This is a genomic window from Vibrio echinoideorum (genome assembly GCF_024347455.1).
In the GTDB taxonomy this organism is placed as follows: Bacteria; Pseudomonadota; Gammaproteobacteria; order Enterobacterales; family Vibrionaceae; genus Vibrio; species Vibrio echinoideorum.
In genome coordinates this window covers 804,330-825,765 of sequence record NZ_AP025483.1, presented here as the reverse complement: position 1 = coordinate 825,765, position 21,436 = coordinate 804,330, and the positions used below count along the sequence as shown (strand labels likewise).

Annotated in this window: 23 protein-coding genes; 11 read left to right on the top strand and 12 right to left on the bottom strand. The window is 43.6% G+C overall.

The window, feature by feature from the left end; genetic code table 11:
• Positions 1-48: 48 nt before the first annotated feature.
• From OCV36_RS03880 to rpsB, 6 genes are all read right to left on the bottom strand, one after another.
• Positions 49-891 carry a phosphatidate cytidylyltransferase gene (locus OCV36_RS03880; protein ID WP_135456051.1) on the bottom strand — a complete coding sequence of 281 codons (843 nt, stop codon included), beginning with the start codon at positions 889-891 and terminating at the stop codon, positions 49-51.
• A gap of 15 nt (positions 892-906) precedes the next feature.
• Entirely contained in the window at positions 907-1,659 is a 753-nt protein-coding gene (locus OCV36_RS03875; protein WP_029224714.1) for an isoprenyl transferase, read from the bottom strand.
• Between the two features lie 98 nt (positions 1,660-1,757).
• On the bottom strand, positions 1,758-2,315 hold the full coding sequence (gene frr, locus OCV36_RS03870; protein ID WP_029224715.1) for a ribosome recycling factor: 558 nt from the start codon (positions 2,313-2,315) through the stop codon (positions 1,758-1,760).
• A 98-nt stretch (positions 2,316-2,413) separates the two neighbouring features.
• Complete coding sequence (gene pyrH, locus OCV36_RS03865) at positions 2,414-3,145, bottom strand: UMP kinase (RefSeq protein WP_017072669.1); 732 nt, start codon at positions 3,143-3,145, stop codon at positions 2,414-2,416.
• Positions 3,146-3,300: 155 nt separating this feature from the next.
• Positions 3,301-4,146, bottom strand: a complete 846-nt coding sequence (tsf, locus tag OCV36_RS03860) for a translation elongation factor Ts (protein ID WP_017072670.1) — start codon at positions 4,144-4,146, stop codon at positions 3,301-3,303.
• 138 nt (positions 4,147-4,284) lie between these two features.
• Positions 4,285-5,019 (bottom strand): 30S ribosomal protein S2, encoded by a 735-nt coding sequence (rpsB, locus tag OCV36_RS03855; protein WP_004734351.1) that lies wholly within the window; start codon positions 5,017-5,019, stop codon positions 4,285-4,287.
• 458 nt (positions 5,020-5,477) lie between these two features.
• On the opposite strand from rpsB, the gene map reads away from it, so the two are divergent.
• The 3 genes from map to OCV36_RS03840 all read left to right on the top strand — a co-directional run bounded on the left by map (position 5,478) and on the right by OCV36_RS03840 (position 9,740).
• Positions 5,478-6,356, top strand: coding sequence for a type I methionyl aminopeptidase (gene map / locus OCV36_RS03850; protein ID WP_017072672.1), 879 nt, complete (start codon positions 5,478-5,480; stop codon positions 6,354-6,356).
• Positions 6,357-6,495: 139 nt separating this feature from the next.
• Entirely contained in the window at positions 6,496-9,117 is a 2,622-nt protein-coding gene (gene glnD, locus OCV36_RS03845; protein WP_102553642.1) for a bifunctional uridylyltransferase/uridylyl-removing protein GlnD, read from the top strand.
• Positions 9,118-9,356: 239 nt separating this feature from the next.
• Positions 9,357-9,740, top strand: coding sequence for a DUF3461 family protein (locus OCV36_RS03840; protein WP_017072674.1), 384 nt, complete (start codon positions 9,357-9,359; stop codon positions 9,738-9,740).
• 121 nt (positions 9,741-9,861) lie between these two features.
• On the opposite strand, the gene truC is transcribed toward OCV36_RS03840, so the two are convergent.
• Positions 9,862-10,611: a tRNA pseudouridine(65) synthase TruC gene (gene truC, locus OCV36_RS03835; RefSeq protein ID WP_135456049.1), complete on the bottom strand. Its 750-nt coding sequence runs from the start codon at positions 10,609-10,611 to the stop codon at positions 9,862-9,864.
• Complete coding sequence (locus OCV36_RS03830; protein ID WP_135456047.1) at positions 10,611-10,925, bottom strand: YqcC family protein; 315 nt, start codon at positions 10,923-10,925, stop codon at positions 10,611-10,613. The genes truC and OCV36_RS03830 overlap by 1 nt, the downstream gene beginning before the upstream one ends.
• Positions 10,926-11,011: 86 nt before the next feature.
• Between OCV36_RS03830 and OCV36_RS03825 the strand changes: the two genes are divergently transcribed.
• Positions 11,012-12,052 carry a DUF3549 family protein gene (locus tag OCV36_RS03825; RefSeq protein WP_135456045.1) on the top strand — a complete coding sequence of 347 codons (1,041 nt, stop codon included), beginning with the start codon at positions 11,012-11,014 and terminating at the stop codon, positions 12,050-12,052.
• 57 nt (positions 12,053-12,109) lie between these two features.
• Positions 12,110-12,418, top strand: a complete 309-nt coding sequence (locus OCV36_RS03820; protein ID WP_017072678.1) for a DUF3301 domain-containing protein — start codon at positions 12,110-12,112, stop codon at positions 12,416-12,418.
• On the opposite strand, the gene OCV36_RS03815 is transcribed toward OCV36_RS03820, so the two are convergent.
• Positions 12,384-12,902, bottom strand: a complete 519-nt coding sequence (locus OCV36_RS03815; RefSeq protein ID WP_017072679.1) for a GNAT family N-acetyltransferase — start codon at positions 12,900-12,902, stop codon at positions 12,384-12,386. The genes OCV36_RS03820 and OCV36_RS03815 overlap by 35 nt on opposite strands.
• A gap of 764 nt (positions 12,903-13,666) precedes the next feature.
• Between OCV36_RS03815 and OCV36_RS03810 the strand changes: the two genes are divergently transcribed.
• From OCV36_RS03810 to OCV36_RS03800, 3 genes are all read left to right on the top strand, one after another.
• Positions 13,667-13,954, top strand: coding sequence for a hypothetical protein (locus OCV36_RS03810; RefSeq protein ID WP_102553645.1), 288 nt, complete (start codon positions 13,667-13,669; stop codon positions 13,952-13,954).
• An 85-nt stretch (positions 13,955-14,039) separates the two neighbouring features.
• Positions 14,040-14,483 carry a YaiI/YqxD family protein gene (locus tag OCV36_RS03805; protein WP_004734361.1) on the top strand — a complete coding sequence of 148 codons (444 nt, stop codon included), beginning with the start codon at positions 14,040-14,042 and terminating at the stop codon, positions 14,481-14,483.
• 118 nt (positions 14,484-14,601) lie between these two features.
• Entirely contained in the window at positions 14,602-15,342 is a 741-nt protein-coding gene (locus OCV36_RS03800) for a MipA/OmpV family protein (protein WP_135456043.1), read from the top strand.
• 105 nt (positions 15,343-15,447) lie between these two features.
• Here the strand turns inward: OCV36_RS03800 and OCV36_RS03795 are convergent, their stop codons facing one another.
• The 3 genes from OCV36_RS03795 to OCV36_RS03785 form a co-directional block, all read right to left on the bottom strand.
• Entirely contained in the window at positions 15,448-17,034 is a 1,587-nt protein-coding gene (locus OCV36_RS03795; RefSeq protein WP_016800687.1) for an AbgT family transporter, read from the bottom strand.
• A gap of 388 nt (positions 17,035-17,422) precedes the next feature.
• The gene (ykgO, locus tag OCV36_RS03790; protein ID WP_010436457.1) at positions 17,423-17,548 is read right to left on the bottom strand and encodes a type B 50S ribosomal protein L36; all 126 of its coding nucleotides are present in this window, start codon (positions 17,546-17,548) and stop codon (positions 17,423-17,425) included.
• Positions 17,548-17,808, bottom strand: coding sequence for a type B 50S ribosomal protein L31 (locus OCV36_RS03785; RefSeq protein WP_004734366.1), 261 nt, complete (start codon positions 17,806-17,808; stop codon positions 17,548-17,550). Before OCV36_RS03785 ends, ykgO begins: the two co-directional genes overlap by 1 nt.
• Before the next feature lie 124 nt (positions 17,809-17,932).
• Between OCV36_RS03785 and tsaA the strand changes: the two genes are divergently transcribed.
• From tsaA to OCV36_RS03770, 3 genes are all read left to right on the top strand, one after another.
• Positions 17,933-18,628, top strand: coding sequence for a tRNA (N6-threonylcarbamoyladenosine(37)-N6)-methyltransferase TrmO (tsaA, locus tag OCV36_RS03780; RefSeq protein WP_102553647.1), 696 nt, complete (start codon positions 17,933-17,935; stop codon positions 18,626-18,628).
• A 101-nt stretch (positions 18,629-18,729) separates the two neighbouring features.
• Positions 18,730-20,448, top strand: a complete 1,719-nt coding sequence (locus OCV36_RS03775) for a proline--tRNA ligase (protein WP_135456041.1) — start codon at positions 18,730-18,732, stop codon at positions 20,446-20,448.
• Positions 20,449-20,650: 202 nt separating this feature from the next.
• Positions 20,651-21,346: a tellurite resistance TerB family protein gene (locus OCV36_RS03770; protein ID WP_017072684.1), complete on the top strand. Its 696-nt coding sequence runs from the start codon at positions 20,651-20,653 to the stop codon at positions 21,344-21,346.
• The last annotated feature ends 90 nt before the right edge of the window (positions 21,347-21,436 follow it).

Below are 21,436 nucleotides of genomic sequence, written 5' to 3'. Positions count from 1 at the left end.
CATATGACCGTAGAAATGTAATAAAGGGCAGAATCACTGCCCTTTTTATTAGAATGCTAAATAAAGCAGAGCAAAGACAGGGAATGCAGCCGTTAAGCTATCTATTCTATCAAGTATACCACCATGACCAGGAATCAGATTACTACTGTCTTTCACCCCAGAAACACGCTTAAACATGCTTTCAACAAGGTCTCCAAGAACAGAGATAACGACGGTCACAAGAGTAATAACAATCATGTGAAGAGGACTTGTAAATTGGATATCAAACAAGTCAGCAAAGATCCAAGCCACGATCACCGCAGTAATAATTCCACCAATGAGACCTTCAATCGTCTTATTGGGGCTTACCGCTGGCGCCATTTTACGCTTACCAAAGATCTTACCTGAGAAATATGCACCGCTATCTGCAGCCCACACTAGCAAGCAAACAAACATTACGAGCTTTGCACCATGGTAAGGATCAGCATCGATACCATTAGCACGCAGAATAACGACACTCCAAAAGAATGGTAACAGAGTCAGAACGCCAAATGCGTGACGAAGAATAGAAGAGTCTTTCCATGCAGGCATCGACTTAGGATAAGTCACAGCCATACCACTCGCGATAACCCACCAAATTGAACCGATGCTCAGAATGGCATAGTGAACGCTAGATAGGTTATTAAGACTAAATGCATCAAAAGGGATAACAGCAAAGCTTGCAGCACTGACCACAACCGTTGGAATCAATGCCAAATAACGCGATTTACTTTCAATAAACTGAGTCCACTCCCAAAAACCAAGCAGAGTGATTACCGCCAATGAAAGAATAAACGTGGGAAGTGATAACTCAAAAATACCTAGAATAACTAGGGGAGCCAAAATCAACGCCGTAATAATTCGTTGTTTCAAACCAAGAAATCCTTATTAACTGTCCATCAGAGCTTTAATTTGCTCACCGGTGCATCCAAAACGACGCTCACGATTTACAAACCAAGTCACAGCTTCTACTAAGCTGTCTTCATTAAAGTCTGGCCAGAATTGTTCAGTGAAATACATTTCGGCGTAAGCCAACTGCCAAAGCATAAAGTTACTAATGCGACACTCACCACTAGTGCGGATCAATAGGTCGACTTCAGGGATATCTGCCATAGTCAGGTGTTGTGTAATCATAGCTTCATCAATGTCTTCTACATTAATATCACCAGACTTTACCTGTTGAGCAATCGAAGTCATAGCTTGCTGAATATCCCACTTGCCGCCGTAGTTAGCCGCAATATTAATAACCATACCGGTATTGGTGCGAGTTAAAGCTTCCGCTTCTTCTATCTTCTTTTGTAGTCGATCATTAAAACGACTTTTGTCACCAATAACACGAAGCTGTAGATTATTTTTATGAAGTTTTTTTACTTCACTCGAAAGGACTGAAATAAACAGTTCCATCAAGATACCGACTTCTTCTTCAGGACGACGCCAGTTCTCACTACTAAACGCAAAAAGTGTCACGGCTTTAATGCCAAGTCTGGCTGCAGAAGAGATGGTTTTTCGGACGGCTTGAACACCGTTTTTATGGCCAAATACGCGAGGCTTGCCCTGAGCTTTTGCCCAGCGACCATTACCATCCATAATGATAGCAATGTGTTTAGGAAGAGAGTCTGTGAACGCTTGAGAATTATGCATAAAAGAGTGAATCAAATTCTAATAGTCGAACAGAGTAGCATAAAAAAACGCTGAACAGTGAGTACAGCGTTTTTCCGGAAAGAAAAGAATATGGAAAATTAAACTTCCATCAACTCTTTTTCTTTAACTGCTAAAACTTCATCTACGTTCTTAACCGCAGTGTCAGTCAGCTTTTGAATTTCATCTTGTGCTTTACGATCTTCGTCTTCTGAGATTTCTTTATCTTTAAGAAGCGCTTTTAGATCGCCATTCGCGTCACGACGGATGTTACGGATAGCAACACGGCCACCTTCAGCTTCGCCACGAACGATTTTAACTAGGTCTTTACGACGCTCTTCCGTTAGCGGCGGAAGTGGAACGCGGATAACCGTACCAGCAGACATTGGGTTTAGACCTAGGTCAGACGTCATGATTGCTTTTTCAACTAGAGGAGTCAGTGTTTTATCAAACACTGTAATTGCTAGTGTACGCGCGTCTTCAGCGATAACGTTAGCTACTTGAGTCAAAGGCGTTGGCGCACCGTAGTACTCAACAGTAAGACCAGAAAGTAGGCTCGGGTGAGCACGGCCTGTACGAATTTTTTGTAGGCTGTTTTTTAGTGCATCAACACTTTTTACCATGCGCTCTTGAGCGTCTTTTTTGATTTCGTTAATCACAATTTCACCTTGATTATGTTCTTTCTTCAAGAAAGCTTTTTATTTGGAGTGATAAGGATAAGCTTACCAAAGCACGAAGCCTCAGTAAGCCCGAAAAATTAGTCAGCGTCGCTGATTAATGTACCTTCAGTTTCACCCATAACCACGCGACGCAATGCGCCTGGCTTATTCATGTTAAATACGCGGATTGGCATTTTGTGATCACGTGCTAGCGTAAATGCAGCCAAGTCCATTACTTTCAATTCTTTCTCAAGAATTGTGTTGTAAGACAAAGTATCATACAGCTCTGCGTCTGGGTTTGCTACTGGGTCTGCAGTAAATACACCATCTACTTTTGTCGCTTTTAGAACTACGTCAGCTTCGATTTCGATACCACGTAGACATGCAGCAGAATCCGTTGTAAAGAATGGGTTACCAGTACCAGCAGAGAAGATCACAACGCGACCTTGACGTAGTTGGCTGATTGCATCTGCCCAGTTGTAGTCGTCACACACACCTTTAAGAGGAATTGCTGACATTACACGTGCGTTTACGTAAGCACGGTGTAGAGCGTCACGCATTGCAAGGCCATTCATTACCGTTGCAAGCATACCCATATGGTCACCAACAACGCGGTTCATGCCTGCTTCAGCAAGACCTGCACCGCGGAAAAGGTTACCGCCACCGATAACAACACCTACTTGAACACCTAGTTCAACCAATTCTTTTACTTCTTGAGCCATACGATCAAGGACCGTCGCGTCAATACCAAAACCTTCTTCGCCTTGTAGTGCTTCGCCGCTAAGTTTTAACAGAATACGTTGATACGCCGGTTTAGGGTTCGTAGTCATGGAGTTTACCTTCCAAAGAGTTGATGATTAACAGTCATGGATAAAAACTGATTAGTTCAGTTCGCATTCATAACAGCTAAAGCCAAAAATAATTCACTATTCATAAAAAGACCGCAGCATTTGCCACGGTCTTTTTTCAATCAATACGCTAAGGATTAACCTTGTTGTACCGCTGCAACTTCGTCTGCGAAGCTCATTTCAGCAGCTTTCTCGATACCTTCACCAACTTCTAAACGAACGAAGGTAGTAACTGATGCGCCTTTTTCTTTAAGAATGTCAGCAACAGTTTTCTTAGGTTCCATGATGAAAGCTTGACCAGTAAGAGATACTTCGCCCGTGAATTTCTTCATACGGCCGATAACCATTTTCTCAGCGATCTCTTGAGGCTTGCCTTCGTTCATAGCGATTTCAACTTGAACAGCTTTTTCTTTTTCTACTACGTCAGCAGGTACGTCAGATGGGTTAACGTACTCAGGCTTAGAAGCAGCAACGTGCATAGCGATGTGCTTAAGCGTTTCAGCTTCGCCTTCACCAGCAACAACAACACCGATTTTCTCGCCGTGACGGTAAGAAGCAAGTGCAACACCTTCGATTAGCTCAACGCGACGGATGCTGATGTTTTCACCGATTTTAGTTACTAGCGCAATACGTGCGTCTTCAAACTTAGCTTGAAGTGCAACGATATCTAAACGCTCTGCTAGAGCAGCTTCAGCAACTTCGTTAGCGAATGCAAGGAAACCTGCATCTTTAGCTACGAAATCAGTTTGGCAGTTAACTTCAAGAAGAGCAGCAACGCCAGCGTCTTCTTTAATAACGATTGTGCCTTCTGCAGCAACGTTACCAGCTTTTTTAGCTGCTTTCGCTGCGCCAGATTTACGCATATTTTCAATTGCTAGCTCGATGTCGCCTTCAGCAGCAACAAGCGCTTTTTTACATTCCATCATGCCCGCAGCTGTGCGTTCACGAAGTTCTTTAACTAGAGCTGCAGTTACAGTTGCCATTCTCTATTCCTCAGTTAATTCTAAAAAAGATAAAAAACAGGGGCCTCATTAAATGGCCCCTGATATTGACTGTATTTAGCTTGCTTCAAATATCAATATGACACCTGAATATGAACTAAATATGGCTCAGAGCCGCTATTATTCAGCTTCTACGAAACCGTCTTTTTCAGCAGCAGCAGCGATAACAACGTCTTTGTTACGGCCTTCTTTAACCGCGTCAGCAGCAGCGTTAAGGTAAAGCTGTACTGCACGGATTGCATCGTCATTACCAGGAATGATGAAGTCAATGCCGTCTGGGTTAGAGTTAGTATCAACTACAGCGTAAACTGGGATACCTAGGTTGTTAGCTTCTTTAACTGCGATGTGTTCGTGATCAGCATCGATTACGAATAGAGCGTCAGGTAGGCCGCCCATGTTCTTGATACCACCAAGAGATTTCTCTAGCTTCTCCATTTCGCGAGTACGCATTAGAGCTTCTTTCTTAGTAAGCTTGTCGAAAGTACCGTCTTGAGCTTGCGCTTCAAGTTCTTTCAGACGCTTGATAGACTGACGAACAGTTTTGTAGTTCGTTAGCATACCGCCTAACCAGCGGTTGTTAACGTAGAACTGGTTGCTGTTGATAGCAGCTTCTTTAACAGCTTCAGATGCAGCACGCTTAGTACCAACAAAAAGAACTTTACCTTTCTTCTCGCCAACTTTAGCAATTTCAGCTAGAGCTTCGTTGAACATTGGTACAGTTTTTTCTAAGTTGATGATATGAACTTTGCTACGAGCACCAAAGATGAATGGCTTCATTTTTGGGTTCCAGTAACGAGTTTGGTGACCGAAGTGAACACCAGCTTTAAGCATATCGCGCATTGATACAGTTGCCATTTTAAAATCCTCTATGGGGTTAGGCCTCCACACTCCCCATGAATCCGACCCCTAACAACTAACCACTTTTCAGCCGTTATCTGTGTTGTTGAGGCACCCCGGAACATGTGTCGGAATGTGTGTGATTTAAAGAAATAAGTTAGTAGACACAAAGCTTGTTTCGCCAAATGGAGAAAACAGTCCTGATGTCCGGCGCGCTTTATACCATATTTTGTCTATCTATGGCTAGAAAAAAATCTACAAATGGCGACTGCTATACTGATCCCTAGCGGTGAATTTTCTCTATAAAATAGTGTCCTATTCAAATCGCGTCTGCGTCATTAAACCGAACATTATCTACTCAGATTGAGCAGTATCCACCAACATTGTACGGACATGGGAATGTTGCGCTAAAATGCTGCACTGATAGAATAGCCCCAATATGCACACTTAGGTGCTACCAAATTAAGAGATATGCAATGGCTGTAAAAATTAAAACTGCTGAAGAAATTGAAAAAATGCGCGTTGCCGGCAAGCTGGCTTCTGAAATTCTAGAGATGATTGAACCTCACATCCAAGTAGGTACAACGACAGAAGAACTGAACAAAATCTGTCACGAGTACGCTCTAGAAAGAGGCGCATATTCAGCACCACTTGATTACCACGGTTTCCCTAAGTCAATCTGTACGTCTATCAACCACATCGTGTGTCATGGTATTCCAGCATCACAAGATGAGACTGGCAGCACAGGTCAATTCAAACCTGCAGTACTAAAAGACGGCGACATTCTGAATGTTGATATCACTGTGATTGTTCCTGATGACGAAAACGCAGACCTAAGCGTTCGCCCACAAGGTTACCACGGTGACACTTCTAAGATGTTCCTTGTTGGTGAAGTTTCACCTGCAAACAAGCGTCTATGTATGGTTGCTCAAGAAGCACTTTACGAAGGTATGCGTCAAGTTAAGCCTGGGGTTCAACTTGGTCAGATCGGTACTGCTATCGAGAAGTACATCAAGACAAACAACAAGAACAACCCACGCGCTAAGTTCTCGATTGTAAAAGATTACTGTGGCCACGGCATTGGTTCTGAGTTCCACGAAGATCCACAAGTCGTACACTACAAGAACAACGACCGCACAGTGCTAAAATCGGGAATGTGTTTCACTATTGAGCCAATGATCAACGCTGGTAAGTTTGGCTGTCGTCTAGATGACGAAGATAGCTGGACAGTATACACAGCAGACAGCAAGAACTCTGCACAATGGGAACACACATTGGTTGTTACCGATACTGGTTGTGAAGTACTAACCCTGCGCAGCGATGATACTATTCCACGTATCATGAAGAACGCTTAGTTCATCAAACTGAACGCATCAGCCTTTTAAAAATATCCTCGCATTGTCGAGGATATTTTTTTATCTGCTCAATTTCGATTTTCCATCAGCATCTGTTAAATTGTTTACTATTCTCATTTGCTTGCACGGATAGCAGACTATGCCTTATCAATGCCCTCTTACGTTCAATGACGAACAAATTGAAATCTGCGAATTAAAAAATCAGCTCGAAATCTTCACGCAGTATCAAAAAAGTGAATTTCTGAATCATCACCCAGTTACCGACCTGGTACTGCTGCGGTCCGAATACATGGACTTACTTCTCAATCGATTATGGGAGCACTTAGGATTCAACAAACTGCCTCATATTGCCCTTGTCGCGGTAGGTGGTTATGGTCGAGGTGAGCTTCATCCTCTATCTGACATTGATATTTTAATCGTCTCGCAAAAAACACTACCACCAGCACTAGGCGAAAAGGTCAGTCAATTCATTACCCTACTCTGGGACTTGAAACTCGAAGTTGGTCACGCCGTGCGTACCATTGCAGAGTGTCTTGATATCGGCACCGATGATTTAACCGTTGCCACTAACCTGCAAGAGTCACGCTTATTGTGTGGCAGCGAAGACACCTTTCAAGAACTTAAGCTAAAAATCCATTCTGATTCATTTTGGCCAAGTGAGACCTTCTACAAAGCTAAGATTCAAGAACAAAGAGAGCGTCATGCTCGCTACCACGACACCACTTACAATCTAGAACCTGATATCAAATCAACCCCTGGCGGCTTACGAGACATCCACACGTTAAGCTGGGTAGCACGTCGACACTTCGGTGCGACATCTTTACTAGAGATGAGTAAGTACGGCTTTCTTACCGATGCCGAGTATCGTGAGTTAGTTGAATGCCAAGATTTCCTATGGCGTGTTCGCTTTGCATTGCATATTGAACTGCGCCGTTACGACAACCGTTTAACGTTCGCACACCAAGCTCAAGTCGCCGAACATCTAGGTTATACCGGTGAAGGAAACCGTGGCGTTGAAATGATGATGAAGGAATTCTACCGAACACTTCGTCGCGTAGCAGAGCTCAATAAGATGCTGCTTAAGTTGTTTGATCAAGCGATCATCAATGGCGGTGAGACGCAAGAAGCGGAAATTCTCGATAACGACTTCCAGCGTCGAGGTTCACTGATCGAAGCCCGTAAGCCCGCCCTATTCCAAGCTCGTCCGGAAACAATTCTCGATATGTTTATCCATATCGCTAACGACTCTTCCATCGAAGGGGTCAGCCCACCAACCTTGCGACAACTGCGTACGGCACGTCGCCGATTAAACCGCTTCCTGCATACCATCCCTGAAGCACGTGACAAATTCATGGCACTGGTTCGCCACCCGAATGCTCTGCACAAAGCCTTTAGCTTGATGCACAAGTTAGGCGTGCTATCAGCGTATTTGCCGCAGTGGAGCCAAATTGTTGGTCAGATGCAATTTGACCTTTTCCACGCTTACACCGTTGATGAGCACAGTATTCGTCTTCTCAAGCATATTAACCGTTTCGGCCAAATAGAAAACCACGACAAACACCCTATTTGTTGTGAAGTGTATCCACGCGTTCAGAAGAAAGAATTACTGATTCTTGCGGCTATCTTTCATGACATCGGTAAAGGCCGTGGTGGAGACCACTCAGAAATTGGCGCCGTCGAGGCTTACTCTTTCTGTATTGAGCATGGATTATCGAAACCAGAAGCCAAACAAGTATCATGGTTGGTACAAAATCACCTGTTAATGTCTGTTACCGCTCAGCGCCGTGATATCCATGACCCAGAAGTGATCACCGAATTCGCCAAGAAAGTTCGCGATGAAGAGTCGTTGGAGCTGCTCGTTTGCCTAACCGTTGCAGACATTTGTGCAACCAACCCTGAACTATGGAACAGCTGGAAGCGCACTTTGTTGGCTGAATTGTTTCATTCAACACAAAGAGCACTGCGCCGTGGTTTAGAAAACCCGGTCGATGTAAGAGACCGTATTCGCCACAACCAACAAATGGCCTCAGCATTGCTACGTAAAGAAGGCTTCACTGCGCGTGAAATTGAAGTGCTTTGGCAGCGTTTCAAAGCTGACTACTTCTTACGTCATACACACAAGCAAATTGCTTGGCATTGTGAACATCTGCTTCGCTTAGAAGACCCAAGCCAACCTTTAGTACTGATCAGTAAGAAAGCCACTCGTGGCGGTACTGAAGTCTTTGTTTACTGTAAAGACCAAGCCGCACTGTTCGCGACTGTGGTTGCCGAACTCGATCGACGTAACTTTAACGTTCATGATGCGCAGGTGATGGTCAGTAAAGACGGACATGTTTTGGATACTTTTATTGTTCTAGACCAACATGGTAAAGCGATTGATGAAGCAAGGCATAAAGCCGTCGCCAAACACCTGACCCATGTTCTAGCCGATGGTCGCCCAACTAAGATCAAAACACGTCGCACACCTCGTAACTTACAGCATTTCAAAGTGAAGACTTTGGTTGAATTTCTACCAACCAAGAGTAAAAAACGCACCTTGATGGAGTTAAGAGCGCTCGACACACCGGGGCTGCTGGCTCAAGTAGGTGCGACCTTTGCTGAATTGGACATTAATTTACATGGTGCGAAAATCACCACCATAGGTGAACGTGCAGAAGATTTATTTATTCTAACCAGTGAAGCTGGAGGAAGGCTTTCAGAGGAACAGGAACAAGCGTTAAGAGAAAGGTTAACTGAGCATGTTTCTGAACTCGCGCCCTAGAAAAAGGATTTGGCGATAGAAATCAATTTAGATCAGGGAAATACATTCAGATCTAGAAAATAAGTTTGACCTTATATAACAGGTTTAATAGCCGAGTAAGTGTGGGTAAAGATAGAGAGCGATCTTGCCCACAACTTACAATCAATTCCCATATATCAACTATCTAGCTCGTCATTAGGCTGCTACATTGATTAAGTCAATTACATAAAAGTATTACATTCATAAACTAGAGGTCGCTTATGTATCCAAACCTCACTGGCTTAGGTATCCACGAACCTAAACAGATTGAACGTTACTCCCTTCGCCAAGAAGCACATAAAGATATTCTCAAGATTTACTTTCGTAAACAGAAAGGCGAATTGTTCGCGAAAAGCGTCAAGTTCAAGTACCCACGACAAGTGAAAAGTGTGCTTGTTAGTGGTGGCAATAATCAATACAAAGAAGTGACTGAGATAAACCGCAACCTCACTCTTGTGATTGATGAGCTAAATAAGATTACCAAACCTACGCCAACCACTGAGGTGGATGTGAAGCAGAAGATCCTCACCGACTTGCGCCACTTAGAGAAAGTGGTTTCGAGCAAGATCTCCGAGATCGAAGCGGATCTAGCAAAGCTGAAATGATCCTGCGATAAACGAAATCGCTATTAAATTCTAGCTATTTCATTCAAATTGCACAGAAATCAAAAAAGGGCTGATATCACTATCAGCCCTTTTTTTTTGTTCTACTTTCTATTTTGATCTCTTACTTGAAACAGCGAAATTCAGCATTAAGTAAATCTATATTCCACTCAAAGGTTTCAAATAATCTTAACCACGTTTCATCTAGGTTAGCCTTCATCACTAACTCTTTTTTTGTAAAAGGGTGGATGAAGCGCAACTCAGAGGCGTGCAATAACAGACGGTGCGAGTCTAAATCATCACGGAACAGTCGATTGTGTTTGCCGTCACCATGTGAAGTATCACCAACGATAGGGTGTCTTAGGTGTGCCATATGGCGACGTAATTGATGTTTTCGCCCTGTCTTTGGCATCATCTCAACCAAACAGTAGCGACTGGTAGGAAAACGGCCTGTTGAGTATGGCACTTCAACTTTTGCTAGCGGCTCGTAAACGGTTACCGCTTCTTGTGGTTCTTTATCTTCTTTTGCAAATTTGTCTGCAATCTTATCTAGCTCTACCTTGAGTGCGTAATCTAAAGTGTCACCCTCTTCTATCCAGCCACGAACAATCGCATGATATGTTTTTTGCATCTCATGGTTCGCGAACATCGGCATCACCTGTGAAGCAACCTCGCTCGACAACGCAAACACCAACACACCGGATGTTGGGCGATCTAAACGGTGCAGTGGAAATACGTGCTGACCAATTTGGTCACGCAGTGTTTGCATCACAAATTGTGTCTCATGTTTATCCAACCATGAGCGATGGACCAACATGCCCGCAGGCTTGTTCACTGCGACAAAATACTCATCTTGATAAATGATCTCTAGCATTACGCACATACCTCATCAATGCTCTGAATTGTCACTAGCAATTCGGCTTTGTCTGCCTCATTTTTCCACACTTCACTAAAATAAGGATAGATAGCAAAACCTTTTGGTAAATTCATTTGCGCATCCATCATTGCGTTGATCTTAACGATAAAGATCCACTGCAACCACTCTTCAGGTGGTAACAAATCAATAGCAAAAGGTTCAACGCTCGCCAACGCTTCTTCCGATGGAGGAGAACTGCTCCATAAAGAACACTGGCGCATTTGTCGTTCTAATTGTTGAAGTAAAAGAGGTAACTTTGTGGCAACTGTCATTTTTCACCAAGTTATTTATCTAGTGACCTTGAAATTGGGGCATAGAGTACCATCTATTGAGGAAAGAAAGTTAGGAGCTTATTACTATGGAAACGATTCACACGCTCACTCAGTTGCTGAAAAATAGCGCTTGCCAATACGATATCTACGACCTCGGTCGCCGTATCCAGAAAATCGACAACACCCTATTCTCTGATGTTGAGCAAGGGAAACAGCCATACCCATTCCCACTGCAGAAACAGGCTCACTTAGCGATTAGCTACTGGAATGAACACAAGCAGCCGTGGATTTGGTTCCTAAAATTCAAACTCGATGAAAGAGGCCTATTACATCAGGGTGATGTTGGTAATTTCTTAAAGTTTGTTATCGAAGCAATGGGCACTCGTTTGAACGGCGAGATCAGCGAAGAGCAACAACAAAAGCTGTCAAACAACCCATACACTTTCAAGCCTTCAGAAGACAAAATGGCAGTATTCCATAGCCAGGTAAGAGCAGGATTAGACCTTACGACCAGCCAATACTATGAACACGCTCAACATTACTTCACGGGTGAGCTAGATTGGAACAACTGGAAAACCGTTGGTCTTCAAGGCATCACAGATATGTGCGCTCGCTTAAGCCACAAACAAAACGGTGTAGCGATTCGCAAAGCACTTCATAAGCTGCCATCAGAACCTCTTTACGCAACGTTATGCGCGCTTGAGCATACGCAAATCAATGACAAGCTCGCTCAGCAATTACAAGAAATGGCAGAGAATGAAATCACAAGTAAAGAGCCAGATCTGTTCTTACTTTCAGCATTGATACGTGCCCTTTCTGGCGCAAAGCAAAGTACAACGAATGCCGTGATTAACAAAATTTTGGCTAGTCCACGCTTAAGCCACCAAGAGGTGTTGATTGGTATAGCAGGCCGCAGTTGGAGCGCCTTACAAGATCCGGTCATTGCTGAGCAATTCTTGCTGCGTCTCGCACAAACAGGCAATCAAAACCTATTCAATCAATTATTTGCTGATTTAGTGATGATTCCAGCGTTAAGAATGGTATTTTTACCGCTATTGAACTCGAACCCATCACCAGAACTCGCCAACGCACTTGTTGAGTTACAACAAGCGGCAAAAGCTCAATAAGTTAATAGCTTAATAATCACGATTGAGATTAAGAGATAAAAAGGAAGTATCGATTAAATGATGGATAACTTATTGGCTATTTTGTTTTTGTGCTTCTTTTGCTTTTTATTTTGGCAACAGCGCAGGCAATCCGAACTAGCAAAAACGGCCATTGCGAGAAAATGTAAAGAGCTCGACTTGCAGTTATTAAATGTTGCCTTCAGTGGTCATAAGCTTAAGATGCGCCATGAGTTGACCACAATTTGGCGCTGGCACACGGTGTACCAATTTGAGTTTTCGGCTTTAGGAGACGACTGTTATAAAGGGCAACTGACAATGGTGGGGTTTCGCTCTATGCGCTTTGAGCTACAGCCTCATAGAATGTAACATCACAATAATTGGTATAACGATATTCATGATAGGGGCCAAACTGATCTTGTTTGGTCTCTTTAAATGCAAAGCCTAACTTTTCGAGTAACTTAATGGATGGGTTATGACCAACATTGACCGTCGCAATAACACTCGTTAAGTGCTTTTCAAAACAAGCCAAACCAAAAAATGGCTTCAACACCTCACTCGCTAGCCCTTGATGCCAATGTTCTTTATCCAGAATAAAACCCAGTTCATGTTTCTCACCTTCAGATGAAATAAACAGATGCCCAAGGTACTCCCGGGTTTGGTTATGGATAATAGCCCGACAAAAACCAACATTATCGTTCAATATGTCTTGAAATAAGTGTTTTGCAGAAGTGATCGAGTGCGGCCCATTCATTTCAGCACGATTAATGGGGCTGCAATTCAACTTGATAAAGTCATGTTCTAACTGCTCGGTATAAGGTACCAACAGCGTTCTTGAAGTTGCTATTGTCATAAAACACTCCTTGTGTTGACCATTAGCAGGAAAGCAGATGCAAGGCTTTTAGATAAAAATCTCTTAGATAAAAAGCGCCCAGGTAACAAAGTGCCTAGATAAAGAAAAGCCCCGACACCGAAGTGTCAGGGCTAGGGTCTTACTCGCAGCAGTCCGGCTACTAATTAATGCTCCATGCATCATCCATAATAGTGGCTGTAATCCTTCAGCTCTTTCCTTTACTTCGCCGTCCTAGCGGTGTCCCAATCATCCTGAAAGCTAACAATCCTAGTTAGCGCACATCACTTGTTCCGTGAGCGGTGTCCTTTACATCATCCTGATGCTAATCCAACCCTTTGTCCTAAAGGTGTCCATTGTCATTCCGTTGCAGCTAACTTCCTGTTAACTGTCTGTATCCCTACAATGTCCTTACGCTCCATGCTTGATCACTCAATCCTAAGTAACCAAATCTTCATCCTGAAGATAACCAAATCCTTGGTGCTTTCCTGTTCCGTGTCAGAATCCTTCCGACAAGGTTTAATTTACGCGATTTAAGATTTTGGACAATAGATTTGCATCACACTTTTAATTCAACCAAGTTGTTAATTAAATAAAACAACTAAAAATCAGAGCCTTAACCATATGCACATCAATCTCTCTAAAGATATATTCGTGTTATCTCACAACCTTTGTAAGAGATCTCTCACAAGCCATAGGCGCTTTTATGATTCGCTATCATTCACTCGAGCGAGTAAAATAGAAAAAGACTAAAAATGGAGGTCAGCATGCTCACTAAAGATGTGTCTGAAGAGTTAAAATCGGTGCTTGAAGGACTACAAGCACAAGGGAAAGAGCCGACAGTTGCTTTAGTTAAGGCTCGCATGAGTACATCCGTTCCTATGCCCGCTTTAATCACAACCATCAAGAGCTGGAAAACAGCCAATCGCGTCCCTAAAGTGGAAGTTGCGACACAAGAAGCGCCAGCACTCGATCGTGTTAGCCAACTAGAAAAGCAAATTCTCGAACTTACCGCTCGCGTTGCCACGCTTGAAGCCAAATTAACTGAACAATAAGTTAACGGCGCAATAGGCTAACTGGTCAATAAGGCAACAGAGCAATAAATTTACAGATAATAAGCCAACAGAGAAATAGAACACTATGAAGATATGGGTTGATGCGGACGCTTGTCCCAAGGTTATCCGTGAAACAATTGTACGCGCAGCTGAGCGCACGGGTGTGGAATGCACCTTTGTCGCAAACCATTTGGTTCCCGTTCCCAAGCGCAACAACATACATTCAATTCAAGTGCCGAGTGGATTTGATATTGCAGATGATGAAATCGTAAAACGCACTGAACCGGGCGATCTGGTGATTACATCCGATATACCTCTGGCTGACGAAGTGATCACCAAAGGTGCGCTTGCTTTAAGCTCTCGCGGCGAGCTTTACACCAAAGAGACCATCAAAGCGCGTCTCAACATTCGTGACTTTATGGATACCATGCGTTCAAGTGGCATTCAAACTGGCGGACCAAGCACCCTTTCTCAAACCGACCGTCGTGAGTTCGCAAACCACCTCGATCGCCTGCTAGCTAAACGCTAAACGCAGTCTTTCTAATGACGACAGCTTTAGAAGTCGTCACTTAGTCAATACAGCCCCGATGAAATTTTAATCGACCTACTCCGTTCTTGATATTTATTACAATAACGGAGTATTGCTTATGATTCGTCGAATCGCCCTCTCGCTATCCATTGTTTTTGGCAGCACCCAACTTTCTTTTGCTGATGAAGGCTTTGCTGATCAAGAGTACGGAATCATCGGAGGCAGCATCACCTATGGTGAAAGTGTTTTCTCGACTAAAAGTGCCCCTCAATTTGGCGCGACACCAAACCTATTCTACTCAGGTCCAAAAGGTTTCATCGATGGCAGCCTAGCCAATTGGCAGCTGTTACCCTATGTTGGGCTATCTGGAAACTGGCGCTTTGCTGAAGTATCAGACACCGTTGTTGACCTACCTAACGGCATTCAAGACCGAGATGGTAATGGAGAGCTGGGGATAACTTTAGGCACGGTAGGGGCACGCCTCACCTACTTACACGATGTGACTTCAGAACATGACGGCTACGAAGTTCAGCTTCACTTAGGCAGAACATTAGAAACCTGGACGCAACCATTCACCATTACGCCCTACCTAGAAGTCGATTATCGTGATAAGAAACTGTCCAATCACCTGTATGGTATTTCTAACACCGAATCTTCTGCCTCAGGGTTAAACCAGTTTGATGCGGGATCGACGCTTGTTTATCAAGCAGGGTTAATCGGGCTTTATGAGTTCACGCCAACCTGGATTGGTATCGCACGCGCAGACTTAATTCATCACGACAGCGACAGCGCATTAATACAACAAGATTTGGGCTGGTCATTGGAGTTTGGCGTCACCTATCGGTTTGCAGGATTGTAAATTTACTGGCTCATACAAAAAGAGCCTGCATCAATGCAGGCTCTTGGGTATATCATCTTTTATTCAGTTAATAAGCGAATCAAAATGTTCGCCCATCACTGTTAACTAAGGCGTGTAGAAAGTTGCAGCACCTGGACCTACTGGTAGACCAAATACGAATACCCATAAGTAGAACAAGATACTCCAACCGAACATGAATACCATTGAGTAAGGCAGCATTGTCGCAATCAGTGTACCAATACCTAGGTTCTTCATGTAACGAGTCGCTACTGCAAGGATAAGACCGAAATAGCTCATCATTGGTGTAATGATGTTCGTTGTTGAATCACCGATACGGTAAGCCGCTTGAATCGTTTCTGGTGCATAGCCTACTAGCATAAGCATTGGAACGAAGATTGGCGCTGTTACTGCCCACTGTGCAGACGCTGAACCGATCATCAGGTTAATGAAGCCACACATTAAGATAAATGCGAAGAACAACATTGGACCCGTTAAGCCAATATCTTGTAAGAAGCTAGCGCCACCTACAGCAACGACTTGACCAAAGTTCGTCCACTTAAAGAAAGCAACAAACTGTGCAGCAAAGAAGACAAGAACAATGTACATGCCCATTGAAGACATAGACGTCGCCATTGCATTAATCACATCACGGTCATTCTTCATTGAACCGGTAACTTTACCGTAAACAAAACCAGGAATAGCAAAGAATACAAAGATAAACGCGACGATACTTTTCAGGAATGGAGAGCCTGAAATCGTGCCCGCCTCTGAACGCAGAACACCGTCAGCAGGAACAACAGTCCAAGCTAAAAGCGCACTGACGATTAATACTGCAACACCCGCAAACTTAAGGCCTTTCTTCTCAGTATCATTGAGCTTACCCATTGAGTCATTTGAAAGGTCTTCAGACGCGTCTTCGTCGTTGTATTTACCCAGCTTAGGTTCAACAATCTTCTCTGTTACAAATGCACCTGCAATCGAGATAAAGAAGGTCGAAACAAACATGAAGTACCAGTTTGATTCAGGACCAACAGAGTAAGATGGATCAAGCATTTGTGCTGCAGTTTCGGTAATACCCGAAAGCAGTGGATCAACCGTACCGATAAGTAGGTTGGCAGAATAACCACCAGAGACACCAGCAAATGCAGCCGCTAAACCTGCAAGAGGGTGACGACCTAAAGAATGGAAAAGCATCGCTGCAAGTGGGATAAGAACTACATAACCAAGCTCAGATGCAGTATTCGAAATAATACCTGCAAAGACGACAGTTACTGTCACCATGCGCTGAGATGCGCCCATTACCATGCCGCGCATTGCAGCAGATAAAAGACCAGAATGTTCAGCAATGGCTACACCTAGCATGGCAACAAGCACGGTGCCTAAAGGAGCAAAGCCAACAAAATTTGTAACGAGATTTGTAACGATAAGTTGTAGGCCTTCTGCATTAAGCAGGCTTACAACGTGGATCATACCATCAGCAGCACGACCACTAGCACCTTCGGGGCGAGGGTCCATTACAGACACTTCAAAGTAACCAGCAATACCTGAAGAAACTAGGATTGCGACACAGAAGATTGCAAAAAGAGTGATTGGGTGGGGTAAAAGGTTCCCCAAATATTCAACGCTGTCTAAAAAGCGTGTGAAAATAGGTTTCTTTGGTGCGTTGTTTTTTATTGAAGCAGATGAACTCATCTGTTCCCTCCTTGTGTAGTGATTCCTGTGCAATTGTGACAAAAATGTTCAAATTGCCAGCGAAGGGTACGCGACAAAATTATCAATTAGAAATTCAAAATGTTACAAGATGTGTAACAAACGACGACTTTCAACTCTATTTGAACAATTAATTAGCAAATAAATCTACATTAAATACAAAAACTAGATTTATAATTCACAATTACACATTCACTACAGATATAACTGATGATATAACTCATTGATTCATTTAAAAACAAAGCACAGCGTACTTTAAATAAGCACTCAATATTCAGCAAGGTTCCTCTCGAAGGAAAAGAAAAACAGACAAATGAATGAAGTTTGACTTTCCCCTCGTTTTTACACACGTGTCACATCATATTGACGGTTATTTTTGAACCGCTTTAAATCTTGGATTGGATTTACAGATCACATAGTGACGCCCTCTACGCTTAACTATCTGGCAATCAGGGTGACGGCTTTTCGCACTTTTAAGTGATTTAACAACTTTCATTATTTAGCTCCCTTACCTAATTGACCAAAGCGACGAGTGAAGTTAGCAACGCGTCCCTCTTTATGTAGCACTCTCTGTTTACCCGTATAGAAAGGATGCGATTTTGCAGACACTTCAATCGTGAAATAAGGGTAAGTATTGCCATCTTCCCATTCGATAGTACGTTCTGTTTTCAACGTTGAGCCAATCAAGAAGTATTCATCAACACTGGTGTCATGGAACACCACTGTGCGGTAGTCAGGGTGGATATTCGGTTTCATTGTATTTCCCTAAAGATTTAAATTGATACGTTATAACGTATCAAATGATAATTATTATCAAAAGAAAAACAAGCGATTTTATGATATTTTTCAGCCATAGATTGTAATCCGAGAACCTTCCCTCATGTACTCCATTGAACCTATTGGCTTTATAGAGTCTCCCTATAAAGAGAAGTTTGCAGTACCAAGGCAGCCTAGGTTGGTACCAACATCTAGCTCAAGAGTTAGGCTTGCTGACGCAGCAAACTGTCTTGAATCCGTTCGTGGTATTGAGCAATTTAGCCATGTGTGGCTGCTGTTTCTGTTCGATAAGAACCTTGAAGCAGGCTGGAAACCAACAGTAAGGCCACCTCGACTTGGCGGTAATGAACGCATTGGTGTCTTCGCATCGCGTGCCACTTTTAGGCCGAATGGAATAGGCATGTCTGCAGTTGAGCTCAAAGGTGTATCTCAAGAAAAGGGACAAACTTGGTTAGAGCTAGGCAGCGTTGATCTCGTCGACGGCACGCCTATTATCGATATCAAACCTTATATCCCCTACTCAGATTCAATTCCCGATGCACTAGGAGGGTTTGCCGCCGATGAACCTGAAGTGTTAGATGTGAACTTCTCGCAGCAAGCCCAAAGTAAGCTGTCTGGTCACCCACAGGCGCGCCATATCATTCAGGTGATCAAAGAAGTGCTAGGCCAAGATCCAAGGCCCGCTTATAAGAAAGGCAAGCCAGACAGCAAGGAATATGCGGTAAATTTGTTCGATCTTAACGTGAAATTCGTTGTTGAAACGCTTTTCATCAATGTTACCGACATTGAACGCTTTTGAGATCCCAAATAGGCTGATATTATATGCGGCTATATCAGATTTGCTGTCGTCACTCACTGCAGCAAATTTTCTTTTATCAATGATGAAACGGATACCATAGAATGCGTACCAGTAACTACCTTCTTTCTACTCTGAAAGAGACTCCAAACGACGCAGAAGTTATCAGCCACCAGCTGATGCTACGTGCAGGTATGATCCGTAAGCTAGCTTCAGGTTTATATACTTGGCTACCTACTGGTCTACGTGTACTGCGTAAAGTCGAAAATATCGTTCGCCAAGAGATCGATAATGCAGGTGCCGTTGAAATCTTGATGCCCGTAGTTCAACCGTTTGAGCTTTGGGAAGAGACTGGCCGTTCTGAAAAGATGGGTCCTGAGCTACTTCGTTTCACAGACCGTCACTCTCGTCCATTCGTTCTTAGCCCAACAGCAGAAGAAGTGGTAACGAGCCTAGTACGTAATGAGATCAGCTCTTACAAACAGCTACCTCTAAACCTGTACCAAATCCAGACTAAATTCCGTGATGAACGCCGCCCTCGTTTTGGCGTAATGCGTGCACGTGAATTCTCTATGATGGATGCGTACAGCTTTGATCTCGATAAAGAAGGCTTAGAAAAGTCTTACCAAGCGATGCACGATGCTTACTGTAAAGCATTTGACCGCATGGGCCTTGAGTACCGTCCAGTATTGGCAGACTCTGGCGCAATCGGCGGCAGCGGCTCTCAAGAGTTCCACGTTCTTGCTGAAAGCGGCGAAGACCTAATCGCATTCTCTTCTGAATCTGATTACGCAGCGAACATCGAGAAAGCAGAAGCACTAGCTCCTACTGAAGAAGTTGCAGCACCAACTCAAGAGATGGAACTGGTTGATACGCCAAACGCTAAAACAATCGCAGAACTTGTAGAGCAACACGGTCTAGCAATCGAGAAGACAGTTAAGACTCTATTCGTTAAAGCGTCTGATGAAGTAGATGCAGATATCATTGCACTGATCATCCGTGGTGATCACGAGCTTAACGAAGTGAAAGCAGAAAATCTTCCACAAGTTGCTTCTCCGCTAGAGATGGCTTCTGAAGAAGAGATCCGCGCACTTGTTGGTGCTGGTCCTGGTTCACTTGGCCCTGTTGGCCTAGAGCTGCCATTCATCGTTGACCGCTCTGTTGCTGTAATGAGCGACTTCGGCGCTGGCGCAAACGTAGACGGTAAGCACTACTTCGGTATTAACTGGGGTCGTGACGTTGAGCTTGCTCAAGTTGAAGACCTACGTAACGTTGTTGAAGGCGACCTTAGCCCATGTGGTCAAGGTACTATCCAGCTTAAACGTGGTATCGAAGTTGGTCACATCTTCCAACTAGGTAATACTTACTCTAAAGCAATGAACTGCAACGTGCTTGGTCCTGATGGTAAGAGCGTAATCCTAGAAATGGGTTGTTACGGTATCGGTGTTTCACGTGTTGTTGCATCAGCTATCGAGCAAAACCACGATAAATTTGGTATCACTTGGCCAGACGCACTAGCACCGTTCCAAGTTGCTATCGTACCAATGAACATGCACAAATCTGAGCGCGTTAAAGAAGCCGCTGAGAAGCTATACGCTGAATTAACAGCTATGGGTATCGAAGTACTATTTGATGACCGTAAAGAGCGTCCAGGTGTTATGTTTAAAGATATCGAGCTAGTGGGTATTCCTCACACTATCGTTATCGGTGATCGCAGCATGGACGAAGGTAACTTCGAATACAAAAACCGTCGTACTGGTGATAAAGAAGCTATCGCTATGGATACGGTTATCGAGCACCTTAAAGCTCAACTAGCTAAGTAATCCTATTGCTTGTGCTTTTGCAAGCTGATAGATAAACATTGAAAGGCTGCCATTAGGCGGCCTTTTTTGTGCCTGTCGTTTCTCTTCAAACTCCTATCTATTGATCAGTAGAGTAAATAACGTAAGTTAATCCCCGGTTCATCTTCAAGTCCGTATATTGGTTCTAACAACTCTTTAGACACGTTTACCATTGGAGGTATCGATGGACATCAAAAGCTTACTTAACCAAGCACTTAAATCAGATCTCGTTAAACAAGGAACTCAGAAGCTTGCACAAGGATCTTCGAACTTAAGTAGCCTTTCCAAAAGCAGTAAGGGTGATGGTAAGAGTAGCAACAAGAGCACACTCGGTGCTTTAGGCGCAGGTGCTGTTGGTGGCGGACTCCTGGGTGCGTTAATGGGCTCTAAGAAGACAAAAAAAATGGGTAAGAAAGCCGTTGGGATTGGTGGTGCAGCGGCACTGGGTGCTCTGGCTTATAAAGTTTATAACGACTACCAGTCTAAACAAGGACAAACACCCAACGCCGAACAAGCTCAATTTGATGAGAACGATTCAAACCACAGCGTTCTGATTCTAAGATCGATGATTGCCGCATCCAAAGCCGACGGCCATGTTGATGAAGAAGAGATGGCTAAGATAGAGCAAGCCGTCGAGAACATGGGCGCGGATTATCAGCTGACTAAATTGGTGTCTGAAGAATTGCACAAACCACTCGACCCAAGCGAGATCGCTCAGCTAGCAACGTCGCCTCAACAAGCGAGTGAAATCTACTTAGCCTCTTTGATTGTGGCAGATGAGCAGAACTTCATGGAAAAGGCCTATCTCAAAGAGTTGGCAAAGCAACTCAACCTTGCTAATGAAGTCACTTATCAACTTGAACAGCAAATATCCGGCTAACTCAATAAATACAAGCTAATCGATAAAGATCGGTCTAAGCAGTGAGCTAACCAAGTGATATATTGAACATCAACAAAATAAGATATTGAG

Excerpts from the sequence above, each read along its gene's own strand:
- OCV36_RS03840 (WP_017072674.1), top strand. The coding sequence starts at position 9,357 with ATGTATCCAAACCTCACTGGCTTAGGTATCCACGAACCTAAACAGATT.
- tsf (WP_017072670.1), bottom strand. The coding sequence starts at position 4,146 with ATGGCAACTGTAACTGCAGCTCTAGTTAAAGAACTTCGTGAACGCACA.
- OCV36_RS03825 (WP_135456045.1), top strand. The coding sequence starts at position 11,012 with ATGGAAACGATTCACACGCTCACTCAGTTGCTGAAAAATAGCGCTTGC.
- OCV36_RS03815 (WP_017072679.1), bottom strand. The coding sequence starts at position 12,902 with ATGACAATAGCAACTTCAAGAACGCTGTTGGTACCTTATACCGAGCAG.
- OCV36_RS03805 (WP_004734361.1), top strand. The coding sequence starts at position 14,040 with ATGAAGATATGGGTTGATGCGGACGCTTGTCCCAAGGTTATCCGTGAA.
- OCV36_RS03810 (WP_102553645.1), top strand. The coding sequence starts at position 13,667 with ATGCTCACTAAAGATGTGTCTGAAGAGTTAAAATCGGTGCTTGAAGGA.
- OCV36_RS03875 (WP_029224714.1), bottom strand. The coding sequence starts at position 1,659 with ATGCATAATTCTCAAGCGTTCACAGACTCTCTTCCTAAACACATTGCT.
- OCV36_RS03820 (WP_017072678.1), top strand. The coding sequence starts at position 12,110 with ATGATGGATAACTTATTGGCTATTTTGTTTTTGTGCTTCTTTTGCTTT.
- ykgO (WP_010436457.1), bottom strand. The coding sequence starts at position 17,548 with ATGAAAGTTGTTAAATCACTTAAAAGTGCGAAAAGCCGTCACCCTGAT.
- rpsB (WP_004734351.1), bottom strand. The coding sequence starts at position 5,019 with ATGGCAACTGTATCAATGCGCGATATGCTTAAAGCTGGTGTTCACTTC.
- glnD (WP_102553642.1), top strand. The coding sequence starts at position 6,496 with ATGCCTTATCAATGCCCTCTTACGTTCAATGACGAACAAATTGAAATC.
- OCV36_RS03770 (WP_017072684.1), top strand. The coding sequence starts at position 20,651 with ATGGACATCAAAAGCTTACTTAACCAAGCACTTAAATCAGATCTCGTT.
- OCV36_RS03800 (WP_135456043.1), top strand. The coding sequence starts at position 14,602 with ATGATTCGTCGAATCGCCCTCTCGCTATCCATTGTTTTTGGCAGCACC.
- map (WP_017072672.1), top strand. The coding sequence starts at position 5,478 with ATGGCTGTAAAAATTAAAACTGCTGAAGAAATTGAAAAAATGCGCGTT.
- truC (WP_135456049.1), bottom strand. The coding sequence starts at position 10,611 with ATGCTAGAGATCATTTATCAAGATGAGTATTTTGTCGCAGTGAACAAG.
- tsaA (WP_102553647.1), top strand. The coding sequence starts at position 17,933 with ATGTACTCCATTGAACCTATTGGCTTTATAGAGTCTCCCTATAAAGAG.
- OCV36_RS03795 (WP_016800687.1), bottom strand. The coding sequence starts at position 17,034 with ATGAGTTCATCTGCTTCAATAAAAAACAACGCACCAAAGAAACCTATT.
- OCV36_RS03775 (WP_135456041.1), top strand. The coding sequence starts at position 18,730 with ATGCGTACCAGTAACTACCTTCTTTCTACTCTGAAAGAGACTCCAAAC.
- pyrH (WP_017072669.1), bottom strand. The coding sequence starts at position 3,145 with ATGACTACGAACCCTAAACCGGCGTATCAACGTATTCTGTTAAAACTT.
- OCV36_RS03785 (WP_004734366.1), bottom strand. The coding sequence starts at position 17,808 with ATGAAACCGAATATCCACCCTGACTACCGCACAGTGGTGTTCCATGAC.
- OCV36_RS03830 (WP_135456047.1), bottom strand. The coding sequence starts at position 10,925 with ATGACAGTTGCCACAAAGTTACCTCTTTTACTTCAACAATTAGAACGA.